Genomic DNA, 16,336 nt, shown 5'->3' with positions numbered 1-16,336 from the left:
CTCAGCCGTCGAGTCGTACGACCCGGACGGCTCCCGCGGGAACCGCGAGGCGGCCCGCGGCGCGTTCGCCCGTCAGCAGCTCGGTGCCGTGCGCCTCCAGTGGCACCTTGGCGTCCGAAGAGGTGTGGTTGATCGCGAAGAGGTAGGTGCCGGACTCCCCACTGCGGCGCACCACTTCGACATCGCGCGGCAGGTCGCCGCGTGGCGCGATGCGGGCGTCGTCGGCGGCCCAGCCCATGAGGGCGTCGAGGCCGTCGTGGGCGAGGCGGGTGGAGACGTACCAGGCGGTGCCCTCGCCGAGCCGGTGCCGGGTGATGGCCGGGTGGCCCGCGGCGAGCCCGTCGGTGTACGTCCAGACGGTGTCGGCTCCGCGTGGCACCACGAACTCGGTCCATACGTCGGCGGCGAGTTCGGAGCCCTCGGGGCCGGTGATGCGGACGTGGTCGCCGGGGAGCAGCGGCGAGAACTCCTCGACGGTCAGGCCGAGTACGTCCCGCAGCGGGCCCGGGTAGGCGCCGTCGTGCACGGCGTCGTGTTCGTCGACGATGCCGGAGAAGTACGAGACGACGAGGGTGCCGCCGTTCTCGACGTACTCCTGCAGGTTCCGCCCGGCGGCTTCCGTCATCAGATACAGAGCGGGCACGACGACAAGTGGATAGGCCGACAAGTCGGCTTCGGGGTGGGCGAAGTCGACGGTGAGGTGGCGGTCGTAGAGGGCTTCGTAGAAGGCGTCGGCGCGTTCGCGCGCGTCGCTTACGACCGCATCAGCGCCGAGATGGTGCGGCTGCTGCTCGCCCAGATCGGCGGCGAGGACCCGGCGGCGGTGATCCTGCCGACGGAGCTGGTGAAGCGCCGGTCGACCTGAGACACAGGGAACTTTCAGGGTTCGCCGAGCAGTAGCCGTACGCCCTCCGCCGACAGCGTCAGGCCGTCCGGCGAACCGGGGTCGATGATGAGCGAGCGGCTCCCCTCGGGCCAGTGGGCCGGGAGCAGGCCGAGGGGTACGAGGTGGTAGGTCTGCACGTCCGGCAGCGCCTGGGCCATCCGCTCCTCCGAGGTGAAGACCTCCACAACACGGCCCGTCAAGGCAAGTTCCGGGACTTCCGCGTCGTCGAGAGGGTCGGCCGGCACCAGCACTCTGCTCCCGGCCAACAGGGCCCGCGCCTCGCTGTCTTGTCCGTCGTACGCCAGGACACCCAAGGCGCGCAGGATGCCGGCGGACGTGTCTTCGTCGGGAGGGCTGGTCATGGGGGTGGCGTTTCGTTCGTGTCCCGCGGACGAGGTGTTCCGTCCGCGTGGGACCGTCCTTGTGAGACAACTCTCGCCTACCCTCCGTCCGCACACTCATGCGAGGCACGGGCGAACGACCGGTAGACTGAGTGATCGCGAAGGGGAGTAGCCCTGCGAACCGGTCGTCGACACACTGGAGCCCCCGGGCTCCCGGTGGCCGGGCCCGCGTGAACATGCGGGTGGGCGAGACCTTCGGCCAGGCATTGATGTGCTCGCACGCCGTGCGGTGCACCCGTCATGCCGGGCCGATCGGTTCTCCCGTCGCCCCAGCCGAGGGCGCTTCGCGAAGATCCGGAAAGGCCCGGCCCGTACAGAAAGCCACCCGGATGTCTCTCGCCCCTCTGGCGTCCTTCGACCCCCTGGCGATCATCACCGCCTTCGGGCTGATCTTCCTCGCCGAACTGCCCGACAAGACGATGTTCGCGTCGCTGGCCATGGGCACCCGTATGCGGCCCTTGTACGTGTGGTTGGGCACGTCGACCGCGTTCGTCGTGCATGTCGCGATCGCCGTAGGCGCCGGCAGTCTCATCGGCCTGCTGCCCGACTGGACCGTCAGGGCCGTCTCGGCCGCGCTCTTCGCCTTCGGCGCCTTCATGCTGCTGCGCGGCGCAGGAGACGACGAGGAGGCGGACGCGGGCGGCAGCCGGACGGTGACCGGCTTCTGGCCGGTCTACACGACCGCCTTCATGGCCGTCTTCATCAGCGAGTGGGGCGACCTGACGCAGATCACGACCGCCAATCTCGCGGCCACGAACGGAATCGCGTCCGTGGCCGTCGGCTCCGCTGCGGCCCTCATGTCGGTCTCCGCCCTCGCGTTGCTGGCGGGCCGCTTCATCGCCAAGCGTGTGCCGCTGAAGACCGTCCAGCGCATCGGCGGGCTGTGCATGCTCGGCTTGGCCGTGTGGTCGGCGGTCGAGATCTTCACCGGGTGATCTGCGGTCCCGCTGGAGGTGAGCCCCGTGACCCGCTTACATGCAACCGCACTAGTTGCATAGTCAACAAAGGTTCATTTTCTGTTACCGTGCATATATGGCAGCGGAGAAGGCCGATTCCCGGCTCGAGGAGCAGTGGCGGGAGATCCTGACGGTGCATGCGCGCACGATCTGCGAGATCGACCGCGAGTTGCATCCGCATGGCTTGGGCGCCAGCGATTTCGAGGTCCTCGACCGCCTCGTGGAGGTCGCGGCCACGCATCCGGGCGAGAAGTGCCGCGTGCAGGACATCGCCGACCGCGTCCATCTGAGCCAGAGCGCCCTGTCGCGCCTCATCGGCCGTCTGGAGAAGGAGGGCCTGATTACGCGCTCCGTCTGCCAGGAGGACCGCCGCGGGGTGTGGGTCGCGCTCACCCGGAAGGGCCGCGACCTGCACACGGAGGTACGCCCCCTCCAGCGGGCGGCGCTTGCACGCATGCTGAAGGGCGACTGAACCTCCGGGGCTCCGCCCCAGACCCCCGCAAGGCCCGCGCCCCTGGGTGCGTGGTGGGTGCGGGGCCGTGGGCAAGTGCGGATGCATTGTGGCTAACGGCTCCGAGAGCGCCCCGTAGGGGCGCGGGGAACTGCGCGACAAGCCACAACGAACCCGCAGCTTTCAAATCGCACCCAGCGGAGTGCTACCGCACCAGGAGGGTGCGCACACCCTCCGAGTCAAGCGTCAGACCGTGCGGAGAACTCGCGTCGATCGTCAGCGACAGGTCCCCGGACGGCCACTGGGAAGCCAGCGCACCCAACGGCACCAGCCGGTAGCGGGAGACGTACGGCAGCAGTTCGGCCATCCGCAGTTCCGAGGTGAACACCGGCACCAGCGGTTCCTCGCCGTCCTGCTCCAGGACAGGCAGCGCCACCACCGTGGGATCGGCCGCCGCCTCGTCGTCGGAGTCATCGGGCACGGGAACCAGCACATCCGTGCCGGCCAGTGTGTCCAGTGCCGCGTCGTCCTCGGTGTTCTCGGCCAACACGCTCAGCGCCCGCTCCGCCTCCGACGTGACGCTGTCATTCGAGGGTATTTCCATGGCACATCCCGACGTAGTGGCGTTCTCGGGCACCCGGAACACCATTCGCCCCGGGCGCGTGACTCGCGTACCCACCCCGGGCTCCACCATTCCTGCCCCACGCATCACGTATGTCGAACCGGGGCTGATCCGGGGCGTGAGAGAAGCGCACGATCTCGGGGTGTGCTGCCGCACGCCCTCTCCACCGATGACTAACAGAGATCGATATGCACCAGATCTATATACGGAGCGTGACGGATCAGTCGCGCCATGCAGTCACCGTGCCGTAGCAGAACAGGAAGAGGAGACGATGTCGGTCCAGCCAAGTACGGACCCGGCCGCCAGCGCCGATGAGCAGGAGCGGGAGCAGCAGAGCCTCGGCACAGCTGCCGCGCGGACCCTTGCCACGACCACCAAGTCCGAACCCCAGATGCAGGGCATCAGCTCACGCTGGCTGACCCGCATGCTGCCGTGGGTGAACGTGCCGGGTGCCACCTACCGGGTCAACCGGCGCCTCTCGTACACGGTGGGCGACGGCCGCGTGACCTTCGTGAAGACCGGCGCGAAGGTCAGGGTCGTCCCGGCCGAACTGGGTGAACTACCGCTGCTGCAGGGCTTTTCGGACGGCGACGCCCTGGGCGCTCTCGCGGAGAAGTTCGTGCAGAAGGAGTTGGAGCCGGGCCAGGTGATCGCGCAGGCGGGCCGCAAGGCCGACCACGTCTATCTGATCGCGCACGGCAAGGTCGAGAAGATCGGCGAGGGCAAGTACGGCGACGAGGCGGTCATCGGCCTCATGGCCGACGGAGACACCTTCGGCGGACAGGTGCTGGCCGGCGCCGACAGCAAGTGGGAGTTCACGGCCCGCGCGGCGACAGCCACCACGCTGCTCGCGCTGCCGCACTCGGCGTACAAGGCGGTGGCGGAGCGGCACGACAAGCTGCGCCAGCACGTGCACGCGCTCAGTTCCGACGGACACAGGCCGCGCAACAAGTCCGGCGAGGCCGACATCGCGATGAGCTCGGGTCACGAGGGCGAGGCCATGCTGCCGGCCGCCTTCGCGGACTACGAACTCTCCCCGCGCGAATACGAGTTGAGCGTGGCTCAGACCGTGCTGCGCGTGCACAGCAGGGTCGCCGACCTCTACAACGAGCCGATGAACCAGACGCAGCAGCAGTTGCGCCTGACCATCGAGGCCCTGCGCGAGCGCCAGGAGTACGAGCTGGTCAACAACCAGGACTTCGGCATGCTGCAGAACGCCGACTACGACCAGCGGATCTCCACGTTCTCCGGGCCGCCGACCCCGGACGATCTGGACGAGCTGCTCAGCATGCGGCGCGGCACCCGATGCATGTTCGCCCACCCGCGCGCCATCGCCGCCTTCGGCCGGGAGTGCAACAAGCGCGGCATCTACTTCGGCGGGGTGGAGCTGAACGGCCATCACCTGCCCGCGTGGCGGGGCGTTCCGCTGCTGCCGTGCGGCAAGATCCCGGTCAGCAAGACACAGACCTCGTCGATCATCGCCATGCGTACGGGAGAGAACGACCAGGGTGTCATCGGCCTCTACCAAACGGGGATTCCGGACGAGGTCGAGCCGGGTCTGAACGTGCGATTCATGGGAATCGACGAGAAAGCGATCATCTCCTACCTGGTCAGCACCTACTACTCGGCCGCGGTGCTGGTGCCGGACGCGCTGGGCATCCTGGAGAACGTCGAGGTCGCCCGCACGAACGGGGGCTGACGGCGGTGTCGTTGATCTCGCGGGCCCTGGCGCCCGCGGCCGCCCATGACCTGGCGGGCATGGTGGTCGGCCTGCTGCGGGATCCCAGACGCCCTGGCAAAAGGGACGTACTGGCACGGGTCAAGCCCGAGGCCGGACGGACCTCCCCCGGGGCATTACGGCTCCCCAGCGGGCCGACCGGGCTCGGCACTTCGGGAGTACGGATCCCCGTACCGAGCAGACAGCCGACGGCGCCCGCCGTCGGCAGGAGGGCAGTCGCCCCGGACTCGTTCCCCCGTCTCCCTTCGGGCCCGACCGGCCTGGGCACTTCGGGGATCCGTCCGCGACCCGACCCCCCGCAGCCCGCCGCTGCGAAGGGCCCGGTGATCTACTGCCCGCCCGCAGTCCGGGACGATCCCGTGCTCGGCGCTGAGGTCAACGAGCGGCTGGTGGAGTGGGCCGAGGAGTGCGGGATCTACCCGGGCCAGCTCGACCGGGTCCGGTCGGCCGACTTCGGCCGGCTGATCATGCTCGCGCACCCCGACTCGGACGACCCGGACCGACTGCTCGCGGCGGCGAAGTGTGCGCTCTCGGAGTGGGCGGTCGACGACCACTACGTCGACGGCGAGGCGGAGGAGGCCCGGCACGACCTGCTCGGCCGGCGTCTGGCGATCGCCCACTCGGTGATCGACCAGGCCCATCTCCCGCTGCGCTACGCACCCGAGCTGGAGGAGGTCGTACGGAAGGATCCCGTCACGGTCGCCCTCCGCTCCGCCCTGGACAACCTGGCCCGGTACGCCACGGCTGCCCAGGTGCGGCGGCTGAGGCACGAGTTGGCGATCATGTTCGTCGCGTACAACCAGGAGGCCGTCTGGCACACGGCCGAACAGACCCCGCCGGTCTGGGAGTTCCTGATGCACCGGCACGAGAACAGCTTTGTGCCGTGCATGGTGCTGATCGACGCGATCGGCGGCTACGAGCTGCCGACGGCCGAGTTCGCCGACCCGCGCGTGCGCCGCGCGTTCACCATGGCCGGGTCGGCGAGCGTGATCGTCAACGACCTCTACTCGATGGGCAAAGAAGACCCCACGGACCTCAGTCTGCCCAGGGTGATCGCCGCCGAGGAGAAGTGCTCGTTGCGGGAGGCCGTCGAGCGCACCGTCCTCATCCACGACGAGCTGATGCACACGTACGAGGCCGAGGCCGCCGCCCTCGCCGCCACCGGATCACCACAGTTGAGCCGCTTCCTGGCCGGGGTGTGGGCCTGGCTCGGCGGCAGCCGCGAATGGCACGCGGGCAGCGCCCGCTATCACCGGAACTGATCAAGGAGTACGCCCATGACCACGTCCGTCAGCAACGTCCTGCGCACCGCCTACCAGAAGTCAGTGGCCGCTTACTGGAACACCGAGAGGGACCCGGTCAACATCCGTCTCGGCGAGGTCGACGGCCTCTACCACCACCACTACGGACTCGGCGACTACGACCCGTCGGTCCTGGAGGGTCCCGCGGAAACCCGCGACCAGCGGATCATCGAAGAGCTGCACCGGCTGGAGACCGCCCAGGCCGAGGTGCTGCTCGACCACCTCGGCCCGATCGGACGCGACAGCCGCCTCCTGGACGCCGGTTCGGGGCGCGGGGGCACCAGCTTCATGGCCAACCAGCGCTTCGGCTGCCCCGTGGACGGCGTCTCGATTTCCGAGGAGCAGGTGGCCTTCGCCAATCGCCAGTCCGAGGAGCGAGGCGTGACCGACCGGGTCCGCTTCCACTTCCGGAACATGCTGGACACGGGTTTCGCCACCGGTTCACGGCGCGGCATCTGGACCAACGAGACCACGATGTACGTCGATCTCTTCGAGCTGTACGGGGAGTTCGCCCGGCTGCTCGAGTACGGCGGCCGGTACGTGTGCATCACGGGCTGCTCGAACGATGTCACCGGCCTGCGGTCCAAGGCCGTCAGCCGTATCGACGAGCACTACACGTGCAACATCCACCCCCGGAGTGAGTACTTCAAGGCCATGGCCGCCAGCGGCCTGGTCCCGATCAACGTGGTGGACCTGACCGCGCAGACCATCCCGTACTGGGAGCTGCGCGCCAGGTCCTCAGTCGCCACCGGCATCGAGGAGCCGTTCCTGACCGCGTACAAGGAGGGCAGCTTCCACTACCTGCTGATCGCGGCCGACCGCATCTGAACACGGCAACGGGCGTCGGTCCCGGGCTCCTTCGCGGGTCCTGGACCGACGTCCGTCGATTCCGGAGTCGTGCTGCTCGGCCCGCGCATGGTGAAAACGGACCAGTAGTGGTGACCGCCGCCCACGCGCCGCCCATGGCGCCGCGCATAGCGTGGGCGTATGCCGATGCAACCCTGGTTTCCCGACGCCAAGCTGGGCGTCTTCATCCACTACGGCATCTATGCCGTGGGCGGCGCTGCCGAGTCCTGGTCCTTCTACACGGGCGAGATGACGCACGAGCAGTACATGAAACAGCTCGACGGCTTCACCGCGTCGCGCTACGACCCGGACGCCTGGGCCGAGCTGTTCGCCCGCGTCGGCGCGAAGTACGCGGTGCTCACCACCCGGCACCACGACGGCGTCGCCCTCTGGGACACGGACCACCGCAATCTCGACGTCGTCCGCGACACACCGGCCGGGCGCGACCTCGTCACCGGATTCGTCGACGCGCTGCGCGCGCGGGACCTCAAGGTCGGCCTCTACTACTCGCACTCCGACTGGAACCACCCGGACTACCCGAGCGAGCGGCACCCGGGACCGCACCTCGTGGAGCCCAACGCCTACTCGCACGCCGAGCCCGGCAAGGAGGACCCGGAGGCTTGGGCGCGCTACCTCACGTACCGCGACGGCCAGGTCGGCGAACTCGTCGACCGCTTCCGCCCCGACATCCTCTGGTTCGACGGTGAGTGGGAGCGCACGGAGGAGCAGTGGCGGATGCGGGAGCTGGCCGATCTCATCCTCGCGGGCAACCCGGACACCATCCTCAACGGCCGCATGCTCGGCTACGGCGACTACGCCACCCCGGAGCAGGGCGCCCCGCTCCAGGCCCCGGAGGGTCCATGGGAGCTGTGCCTCACGATCAACGACTCATGGAGCTACCGGCCGCAGGACCGCGACTTCAAGTCGGTGCGCCAGTTGGTGCGTTACTTCGCGGAGACGATCGGCATGGGCGGCAATCTGCTGCTCGGCGCAGGGCCCCGGGAGGACGGCACGATTCCCGAGGAACAGGTCGAACGCCTGGAGGGCCTCGGCGCGTGGATCGCCCGCCATGCCGACGCCGTGTACGGGACGGTCGCCGGGCTGCCCGCCGGGCACCACTACGGTCCCAGCACGCTGTCCACCGACCGGCGAACTCTGTACCTGGTGTGCTTCGACACGCCCCGCGAGTCCGTCTCCGTACGCGGGCTGCGCAACCGCGTGCTTCGGGCCACTGTCCTGGGTACGGGCACCGCACTGGGCCACCATGTCACCGGCGGCCTGGACGCGGTACCGGGCGTGACCTGGATCGACGCCCCCGCTGCGGCCGACCTGGACGATCAGGCCACGGTGCTGGCCCTCGAGCTGGAAGGGGAGCTGGATCTGTACCGGGGGGCGGGTCGGGACTGAGGCCCCGCCGCGGTCACGCTCATGGGCCCCCAGTGCTCCGGGTCAGGCGAGGGAGAGGAAGAGCTTCTCCAGTCGGGCCCGCATCTGGTCGCGGTCCATGTCCGGCTCGCCGTTCTCGGGGGCCATGCAGTGCTCCAGCCCGGTTGCGATGATCGCGAACCCGGCACGGTCCAACGCCCTTGAGGCAGCGGCCAGTTGGGTGACCACCTCATCGCATGAGCGGCCCTGCTCGATCATGTTGATCACGCCCGCTATCTGCCCCTGGGCTCGCTTGAGCCGGTTGATCACGGACTTCAGCTCGTCGGCCGCCATCTGCAGTTCCATACGGAGCGCTCCCTCGTCGTATACCCCGCCCGGTATTTTACGCCGTCGTTCCCCGGGCCTGTCGGGCCCTCGGTGCAGAGACGGGTCCGCCCCGGTCGGCGGCTGCCGACCGGGGCGGAACGGGTTCCTTCCGGCGTGTTCGTCTCTCTCGAGCCGAACACCGAACCGTCAGGCCAGCGAAGCCAGCGCCTGGTTGAGGGTCGCCGACGGGCGCATCACGGCCGACGCCTTGGCGGGGTCGGGCCGGTAGTAGCCGCCGATGTCGGCCGGCGAGCCCTGCACCGCGAGCAGCTCGTCCACGATGGCCTGCTCCTGCGTGGTCAGCGTCTCGGCCAGCGGGGCGAACGCCTTGGCGAGCGCCGCGTCGTCGGTCTGCTTGGCCAGCTCCTGGGCCCAGTAGAGGGCCAGGTAGAAGTGGCTGCCGCGGTTGTCGATGCCGCCGACGCGACGGCTCGGCGACTTGTCGTTCTCCAGGAACAGGGCGGTCGCGCGGTCGAGCGTGTCCGCGAGGACCTGGGCGCGCGCGTTGTCCGTGGTCTGCGCGAGGTGCTCGAAGCTGGAGGCCAGCGCGAGGAACTCACCCAGGCTGTCCCAGCGCAGGTAGTTCTCCTTGACCAGCTGCTGGACGTGCTTCGGCGCAGAACCGCCGGCGCCCGTCTCGAAGAGGCCGCCGCCGTTCATCAGCGGGACGACCGAGAGCATCTTGGCGCTGGTGCCCAGCTCCAGGATCGGGAACAGGTCGGTCAGGTAGTCACGCAGGACGTTGCCGGTGACCGAGATGGTGTTCTCCCCGCGGCGGATGCGCTCCACGGAGAGCTTGGTCGCCTCGACCGGGTTCAGGATGCGGATGTCCAGGCCCTCGGTGTCGTGCTCCGGCAGGTACTGCTTGACCTTCGCGATCAGCTGCGCGTCGTGCGCGCGCGTCTCGTCCAGCCAGAACACGGCCGGGTCACCGGTGGCGCGGGCGCGGGTGACGGCCAGCTTCACCCAGTCCTTGATCGGGGCGTCCTTGGTCTGGCAGGCACGGAAGATGTCGCCGGCGGAGACGGTCTGCTCGATGACGACGTTCCCGGCCTGGTCGACGAGGCGGACCGTGCCGGTGGTGGGGATCTCGAAGGTCTTGTCGTGGCTGCCGTACTCCTCGGCCTTCTGCGCCATCAGGCCGACGTTCGGGACCGAGCCCATGGTCGACGGGTCGAAGGCGCCGTTCGCGCGGCAGTCGTCGACGACGACCTGGTAGACGCCCGAGTAGCTGCTGTCCGGCAGGACGGCGAGCGTGTCGGCCTCCTCGCCGTCCGGGCCCCACATGTGGCCGGAGGTACGGATCATGGCCGGCATGGAGGCATCGACGATGACGTCGGAGGGGACGTGCAGGTTGGTGATGCCGCGGTCCGAGTCGACCATCGCCAGCTCGGGACCCTCGGCGAGCTCGGCGTCGAAGGAGGCCTTGATCTCGGCGCCCTCGGGCAGGGACTCGAGGCCCTTGTAGATGCCGCCGAGTCCGTCGTTCGGGGTGAGACCGGCCGCGGCGAGCTTCTCGCCGTACTTCGCGAACGTCTTCGGGAAGAAGGCACGCACCACGTGACCGAAGATGATCGGGTCGGAGACCTTCATCATCGTGGCCTTCAGGTGTACGGAGAACAGCACGCCCTCGGACTTGGCACGGGCGATCTGCTCGGTCAGGAACTCGCGCAGTGCGGCGACCCGCATCACGGAGGCGTCGACGACCTCACCGGCGAGTACGGGTACGGACTCGCGCAGCACGGTGGTGGAGCCGTCGTCGCCCTTCAGCTCGATGCGAAGCGCGCCGGCCTCGGAGATCACCGCGGACTTCTCCGTGGAACAGAAGTCGTCCACGCCCATGGTCGCGACGTTGGTCTTCGACTCGGAGGTCCAGGCGCCCATGCGGTGCGGGTGGGCCTTGGCGTAGTTCTTCACCGAGGCGGGGGCGCGACGGTCGGAGTTGCCCTCGCGCAGGACCGGGTTGACGGCGGAGCCCTTGACCTTGTCGTAGCGGGCGCGGATGTCGCGCTCCTCGTCGGTCTTCGGGTCGTCCGGGTACGCCGGCAGCGCGTAGCCCTGCTCCTGCAGCTCGGCGACCGCTGCCTTGAGCTGCGGGATCGACGCCGAGATGTTCGGCAGCTTGATGATGTTCGCCTCGGGCGTCTTGGCGAGAGCTCCCAGCTCGGCCAGGTCGTCCGGGATGCGCTGCCCCTCTTCGAGGTACTCCGGGAAGAGAGCGATGATCCGCCCCGCCAGGGAGATGTCCCGCGTCTCCACGGTGACCCCGGCCGTCGAGGCGTAGGCCTGGATCACCGGCAGGAACGAATGCGTCGCCAGGGCCGGGGCCTCGTCAGTGTGCGTATAGATGATGGTCGAGTCAGTCACCGGGTGCTCCGCTCCACGTCTGCAACATTGCTCGACATCAAGATATCTCGTGATCGGCCCTCCCCGGACAGGGGCCCGTATCAACGAGCACCTGCCCGGCAAGGTCGGGCTCAGGTCATGGGGTCGAACCACGTGGGTGCGTCGGACAGTGCCTGCTTGATCCGGAACAGTCCGTGCTCGTTCAGCTCCGGCAGGGCGTCGACCGGGAACCAGCCGACTTCCAGCGACTCGTCGTCGTTGACGCGTGCCTCGCCGCCGACGGCACGGCAGCGGAAGGTGATGTCCATGTACTGGCAGGTGTCGCCGTTCTCGTAGGTGACCGGCTCCAGGGCCTGCACCAGGACGACCCGCTCGGCGACGCAGCGCACCGCCGTCTCCTCGTAGACCTCCCGTACCGCACAGGCCGCCGGCTGCTCGCCCGGATCCGGGATGCCGCCGATCACCGACCAATTGCGGGTGTCGGAGCGGCGCCCCAGTAGCACTCTCTCCTCGTCGTCGAGGACGATGGCGGTGACTCCGGGAAGCCAGAGGAGTTGCTGGCCGGCGGTGGTCCGGATGGCGGTGATGAAGTCAGGAGTAGCCATGGAGCGACCCTAACGGCCCGGCTCCGTCACTCCGGCGAGGTGCAGAGAGCGTACGACCGGCGTACGGCTACACGTCACCGGCGCGTCGGGCGCGGACTCCCGCCGTCACCGCCCAGCCGAGGCCGGCGGCGGCGAGCAGCACGAGCGCCAGCTCGGGAAGCTCACCGAGACGCGTGCCCGGGGTCTGCGAGGAGCGCAGCGGCACCTCCTGGACCAGCGAGTTGGCCACGAACATGCCGGTCCTCTGCGTGATCTTCCCGTCGGGCATGATCACGGCGCTGACGCCGCTGGTGACCGGGACGGTGACGGTGCGACTGTGCTCGACGGCGCGGACCCGGGACATGGCGAGCTGCTGGTAGGTCATCTCGCTGCGGCCGAACGTGGCGTTGTTGCTCGGTACGGAGATCATCTGGGCGCCGTCGGTGACCGTGTCGCGCACGGCCCAGTCGAAGGCGGCCTCGTAGCAGGTCGCGAGCCCGACCTCGGTGCCCGCCATGGTGAACACGCCCGGCTCGCTGCCCCGGCTGAAGTTCTGGCGCACCATGGACGTCCAGTCCTCGTTGATGGCGCCGACGAGCGAGCGCAGCGGGAGGTACTCGCCGAACGGCTGGATCTGCCGCTTGTCGTAGGTGTCGCCGGGCCCCTTGTCGGGGTCCCACAGGATCTGCTCGTTGTAGAGCTTGCCGTTCTTCTCGACGACGCCGCCGACCGAGATGGGCGCGCCGATCGCCCTGACGGCCGCTTCGATGACGTCGTGCGCGTCGGGGTTGCTGAACGGGTCGATGTCGGAGGAGTTCTCCGGCCACAGTACGAAGTCCGGCTGGGGGACCTTGCCCGCCTTGACCTGCGCGGCCAGGCGCTCGGTCTCCCGGGCGTGGTAGTCGAGCACGGCGCGCCGCTGGGCGTTGAAGCCGAGGCCCGCGCGCGGGACGTTGCCCTGAACGACGGCGACGGTCGCGGTGCCGTCCTCCGCCGTGTCGCTGACCAGAGGGCGGGCGGCGAAAGCGCCCACTACGGGGAGCAGGAAGCTGAGCAGTGCCGCGGCGGCGGCCCCGCGTCGTACAACATGGGTGCGCCGCGCTTCGACGACCTGGCGGACGATCTCGTACAGCCCGAAGCCGCACAGGACGACCGCGAAGCCGAGCACCGGAGTGCCGCCCACCGCCGCGAGCGGCAGAAAGATCCCGTCCGCCTGGCCGAAGGCGATCTTGCCCCAGGGAAAGCCGCTGAACGGCACGCGCGCGCGTGCCGCCTCGCCGAGGGTCCACAGGGCAGCCGCCCACACGGGCCAGCCGGGCAGTTTCGACACCGCCGCGACGCCGGCACCGACGAGCGCGACGAACACCGCCTCGATGACGACCAGGGCCAGCCACGGACCGGGCCCGACCTCCACTCCGGTCCACACGAGCAGGGGCAGCAGGAAGCCGAGGCCGAAGAGATAGCCGAGCCGTAGGCCCGCCTTCCAGGTGCGGCCGCGCAGGGACCAGCCGAAGGCCGCGAAGGCCGGCAGGGCGAGCCACCACAGGGTGCGCGGCGGGAAGCTGACGTAGAGGAGCACTCCGGAGAGCGCCGCGACGGCGGCCGGACCGAACCGCTGGACCAGCCTTGCCCCGCGCGATGCGGGCCGGGCCTGCGGTCCGAGCTGTTCCGGCTGGTCTACGGATGTTGCTGTGGCGGTCACTCGGGGAGTGTACGGCGCGTGACCTGGTCGCCGACAGCGTGGTCAGTCCGCCCCTGGCCAGGCGGCTCCACCCGATAGCTGCATCGTTTCTGCGCAACTTGTCCACAAAGCGGCGCACCACCCGTTACGGTGTGCCGAAGCCCCTCACGTACGGCCGTATCCGGCCAATCGGTCGGGGTCCGTCATGGGTCGGGGGGCGACGGATGGGGTCCATGGGAATGGCGTCGGCCGAGCCGGTGCCGGCGTACGGCACACGTACCGTTTCGGACGTGGCGGGCGTGCTCGTGCTCGGGGTCTTCGCGACCTGGTCTCTGATCACCGCTTCGGTGCACGGTGGCCGGCCCGAGGGAGCGCTGCTCGCGGTGCTCGCGGTGGCCGCCGGTTACGCCTCGGGGCGGATGTGCGGTTCGTTCCTGCCGGTCGCCGCCCCTGCCGCGGGTGCGCTGGCCGGTCTTGGCCTCGCGATCGCCGCCCCGAACACGGCACCGGGGCCACAGGTCATCTCGCCGCTCGGACAGACCGGCTCCACCGCGGCTCTGCTGACCTTGTCCGCGGGGGCAGCGTGCTGTGCGGCCTGGGCGGCGCGCCCGTCGGCCCTGCGGCTCGGGCTGCGGCTGCTGGCCGCCGGGATCGGGGTGGTCTCGGCCTTCCTGGGCTCGACGGCGGGCTGTGTCGCCTGTGCGGGCGTACTGCTGTGCTCCCTCGCCGCCGACCGCATGCGCCGCGGCCCAGGACTCGCCGGCCTCGCCCTCGCCGCGGGCCTGGTGACCGGCGCGACCTGGGCCATCGCCGAGAACGTGCTGCCGGACGGCCTGACCTCCTCCTTGGAGGGACAGCTCACCCAGCAGCGCGTCCAGCTGTGGCGCGACGCGCTCGATCTGGCCCACCGGGAGCCGGGGCTGGGCGTCGGACCGGGGCGTTTCCCGGAGCTGAGCCCGACGATCACGCAGTCGCCGGCGACGGACGGCAAGCCGTACTCCGCGCCCCTTCAGCAGGCGGCTGAGCAGGGACTCGTCGGTGTAGTGCTCCTCGCGGCGGTGTTCGCCTGGGTCCTGTACGCGCTGTGGCGCACGCCGCGCCCCACGCCGGTCGCGCTCACCGCGGGTGCCGCGCTCACGGCTCTGGCCGCGATCGCCGCGGTCGGCAACGCGCTGAGCTTCCCCACGGTGACGGCGGGGGCGGGTCTGCTCGCGGGACTCGCCACAGCCCGTCCCCTGGCCGGGGGACTCGACGTGCCGGGGAGCTCGGTGGATGCGGAAGGGCGCACCGGCAGCGGGCGGCTGGGGCCCTGACCGGGCGGCGGCTTCAGAGCGCGGGGCCCTGAGTCGTCGATCTCGTCGACGCGAGGCGGGCCCGGATGACCCGCACGGCCGCCTCGGCGTTGTCCACCGTGATCGTGAACGAATGGCCGTCGCCGAGCCGGAGCACCAGGCCCTCACCACGCCGGACGACCACAGCGGTCCCCTTCTCGGGCCGCCAGCGATACCCCCAGCCGCCCCAGTGCCGCGGGGTGACCCGGGGCAGGAAGTCCGCGCCGATGATGTGGGACAGGGGAATCCGACGGCGCGGCAGACCGATGTGGCCGCAGCGCACTTCGAGGCATTCCTTGTCGACCTTCACGGCGACATGCACGAACGCGAGTGTGCCGAAGAGGACCAGGAGCCCCCCGGCGATGCAGCCGACCACGGACATGACGAGCGGCACGATGCCCGACGTCCAGGCCGAGTCGACGGCCAGCTCGATTCCCAGAGCCATGCAGCCGGCGCCGCCCAGTGCCAGCAGCCACTGCACGCGGTTGGTCGCGCGGCCGCGCCAGACATCGGAATGCGGGGCGTCGGCAGCGTCCTTCTCGCCGTGGGGGTGCCTCATGGCCTTGAGACTACTCAGGTTCCGCAGTGCGGGCACCGGGTTGCGGGCAGTTACTGGTCCGGGTGGACGTCAGGTGTCCGGTTCGTGGCGGGGCGTTCAGCGGGCGGGGCTGACGGCGTGGAGGAGGCGGCCTTCCGCGTACGTCAGAGCGGTCGCGGGCAGACCGCCCTCACGTCCGCTGAGGATGACCGTGAGGGCAGGGTCGGCGGCAGCCTCTGCAACCGGGCGCTCACCGATCCGGCGCAGCGCCTGGGCGGCGACGGCACCGGCGGAGCCGTGCAGGACGAGCGGCGGGAGGCCCGGCTTCTGCACGGCCGCGCGGATGCGCTGGGCGACCAGCTCGTAGTTGGTGCATCCCAGGACGACGGTCGTTACGTCGTCAGGGGTGAGCGCGGCAGCCGCGGCGATCGCGGCATCGATGGCCGACTCGTCCGCATGGTGCACGGCGTCGGCGAGGCCGGGGCACGGCACCTCGGTGACGGTCACACCGTCGGCGAACTCCCGGATGAGACCGCGCTGGTAGGGGCTGCGAGTAGTCGCGGGCGTCGCCCAGATCGCGACGGGTCCGCCACCCGCGGCGGCCGGCTTGATCGCCGGAACCGTGCCGATGATCGGCAAATCTGGCTCGAAACGGGCACGCAGCGCCAGCAGAGAATGCACCGATGCGGTGTTGCAGGCGACAATCAGGACATCGGGACGATGTCGGGCGGCGGCCTCGGCAACGGCCAGCGAGCGCACCGTGATGTCTTCCGGAGTGCGCGGTCCCCAGGGCATCCCGTCAGGATCCCAGGAGAGCACGAGATCCGCATCGGGCCGCAGCTGGCGTACCGCGGCGGCAGCGGGAAGCAGTCCGATTCCGGAGTCCATGAGCGCGATCTTCAC

15 protein-coding genes and 2 pseudogenes are annotated in these 16,336 nt (G+C 69.8%); 8 read left to right on the top strand and 9 right to left on the bottom strand.

The annotated features are described in order from the left end of the window. Position 1 precedes the first annotated feature (1 nt). A pseudogene (locus tag ABD357_RS14985) lies at positions 2–751 on the bottom strand (beta-galactosidase trimerization domain-containing protein); the annotation flags it as partial. Between ABD357_RS14985 and ABD357_RS14980 the strand changes: the two are divergent. Then, a pseudogene (locus tag ABD357_RS14980) lies at positions 746–865 on the top strand (LacI family transcriptional regulator); the annotation flags it as partial. The pseudogenes ABD357_RS14985 and ABD357_RS14980 sit on opposite strands and share 6 nt — an antisense overlap. Before the next feature lie 14 nt (positions 866–879). Here the strand turns inward: ABD357_RS14980 and ABD357_RS14975 are convergent. Continuing rightward, a complete protein-coding gene (locus ABD357_RS14975) occupies positions 880–1,248 on the bottom strand; it encodes an SseB family protein (RefSeq protein WP_344390457.1) in 369 nt (122 codons plus the stop codon). Between the two features lie 368 nt (positions 1,249–1,616). Here ABD357_RS14975 and ABD357_RS14970 point away from each other — a divergent pair, with 368 nt between their 5' ends. Together ABD357_RS14970 and ABD357_RS14965 are read left to right on the top strand one after the other, a co-directional pair. Beyond that, entirely contained in the window at positions 1,617–2,222 is a 606-nt protein-coding gene (locus tag ABD357_RS14970) for a TMEM165/GDT1 family protein (RefSeq protein ID WP_344390456.1), read from the top strand. A gap of 97 nt (positions 2,223–2,319) precedes the next feature. Then, positions 2,320–2,715 carry a MarR family winged helix-turn-helix transcriptional regulator gene (locus ABD357_RS14965; protein ID WP_344390455.1) on the top strand — a complete coding sequence of 132 codons (396 nt, stop codon included), beginning with the start codon at positions 2,320–2,322 and terminating at the stop codon, positions 2,713–2,715. Positions 2,716–2,899: 184 nt separating this feature from the next. Here the strand turns inward: ABD357_RS14965 and ABD357_RS14960 are convergent, their stop codons facing one another. Then, complete coding sequence (locus ABD357_RS14960) at positions 2,900–3,298, bottom strand: SseB family protein (protein ID WP_344390453.1); 399 nt, start codon at positions 3,296–3,298, stop codon at positions 2,900–2,902. A gap of 289 nt (positions 3,299–3,587) precedes the next feature. Between ABD357_RS14960 and ABD357_RS14955 the strand changes: the two genes are divergently transcribed. The 4 genes from ABD357_RS14955 to ABD357_RS14940 all read left to right on the top strand — a co-directional run bounded on the left by ABD357_RS14955 (position 3,588) and on the right by ABD357_RS14940 (position 8,608). Further along, positions 3,588–5,015, top strand: a complete 1,428-nt coding sequence (locus tag ABD357_RS14955) for a family 2B encapsulin nanocompartment shell protein (RefSeq protein WP_344390451.1) — start codon at positions 3,588–3,590, stop codon at positions 5,013–5,015. Positions 5,016–5,020: 5 nt separating this feature from the next. After that, a complete protein-coding gene (locus tag ABD357_RS14950) occupies positions 5,021–6,316 on the top strand; it encodes a family 2 encapsulin nanocompartment cargo protein terpene cyclase (protein WP_344390448.1) in 1,296 nt (431 codons plus the stop codon). Positions 6,317–6,331: 15 nt separating this feature from the next. Continuing rightward, positions 6,332–7,183 carry a geranyl diphosphate 2-C-methyltransferase gene (locus ABD357_RS14945; RefSeq protein WP_344390446.1) on the top strand — a complete coding sequence of 284 codons (852 nt, stop codon included), beginning with the start codon at positions 6,332–6,334 and terminating at the stop codon, positions 7,181–7,183. A gap of 159 nt (positions 7,184–7,342) precedes the next feature. After that, positions 7,343–8,608 (top strand): alpha-L-fucosidase, encoded by a 1,266-nt coding sequence (locus ABD357_RS14940; protein ID WP_344390444.1) that lies wholly within the window; start codon positions 7,343–7,345, stop codon positions 8,606–8,608. 42 nt (positions 8,609–8,650) lie between these two features. On the opposite strand, the gene ABD357_RS14935 is transcribed toward ABD357_RS14940, so the two are convergent. The 4 genes from ABD357_RS14935 to lnt all read right to left on the bottom strand — a co-directional run bounded on the left by ABD357_RS14935 (position 8,651) and on the right by lnt (position 13,585). After that, complete coding sequence (locus tag ABD357_RS14935) at positions 8,651–8,932, bottom strand: metal-sensitive transcriptional regulator (RefSeq protein WP_033318546.1); 282 nt, start codon at positions 8,930–8,932, stop codon at positions 8,651–8,653. Positions 8,933–9,100: 168 nt separating this feature from the next. After that, positions 9,101–11,320, bottom strand: coding sequence for an NADP-dependent isocitrate dehydrogenase (locus ABD357_RS14930; protein WP_344390441.1), 2,220 nt, complete (start codon positions 11,318–11,320; stop codon positions 9,101–9,103). 110 nt (positions 11,321–11,430) lie between these two features. Then, entirely contained in the window at positions 11,431–11,904 is a 474-nt protein-coding gene (locus ABD357_RS14925) for an NUDIX hydrolase (RefSeq protein ID WP_344390439.1), read from the bottom strand. A gap of 67 nt (positions 11,905–11,971) precedes the next feature. Continuing rightward, positions 11,972–13,585 carry an apolipoprotein N-acyltransferase gene (gene lnt / locus ABD357_RS14920; RefSeq protein WP_344390436.1) on the bottom strand — a complete coding sequence of 538 codons (1,614 nt, stop codon included), beginning with the start codon at positions 13,583–13,585 and terminating at the stop codon, positions 11,972–11,974. 218 nt (positions 13,586–13,803) lie between these two features. Between lnt and ABD357_RS14915 the strand changes: the two genes are divergently transcribed. After that, positions 13,804–14,877: an O-antigen ligase family protein gene (locus ABD357_RS14915; protein WP_344390539.1), complete on the top strand. Its 1,074-nt coding sequence runs from the start codon at positions 13,804–13,806 to the stop codon at positions 14,875–14,877. A gap of 13 nt (positions 14,878–14,890) precedes the next feature. Here ABD357_RS14915 and ABD357_RS14910 read toward each other — a convergent pair whose 3' ends face one another. Further along, positions 14,891–15,454, bottom strand: coding sequence for a hypothetical protein (locus tag ABD357_RS14910; RefSeq protein WP_344390434.1), 564 nt, complete (start codon positions 15,452–15,454; stop codon positions 14,891–14,893). Between the two features lie 96 nt (positions 15,455–15,550). After that, the gene (locus tag ABD357_RS14905) at positions 15,551–16,336 is read right to left on the bottom strand and encodes a glutamate racemase (protein ID WP_344390433.1); all 786 of its coding nucleotides are present in this window, start codon (positions 16,334–16,336) and stop codon (positions 15,551–15,553) included.

Origin of the sequence: Streptomyces vastus (assembly GCF_039532825.1) — a bacterium.
GTDB lineage: Bacteria > Actinomycetota > Actinomycetes > Streptomycetales > Streptomycetaceae > Streptomyces > Streptomyces vastus.
This window is presented reverse-complemented; position numbering and strand designations above follow the sequence as displayed.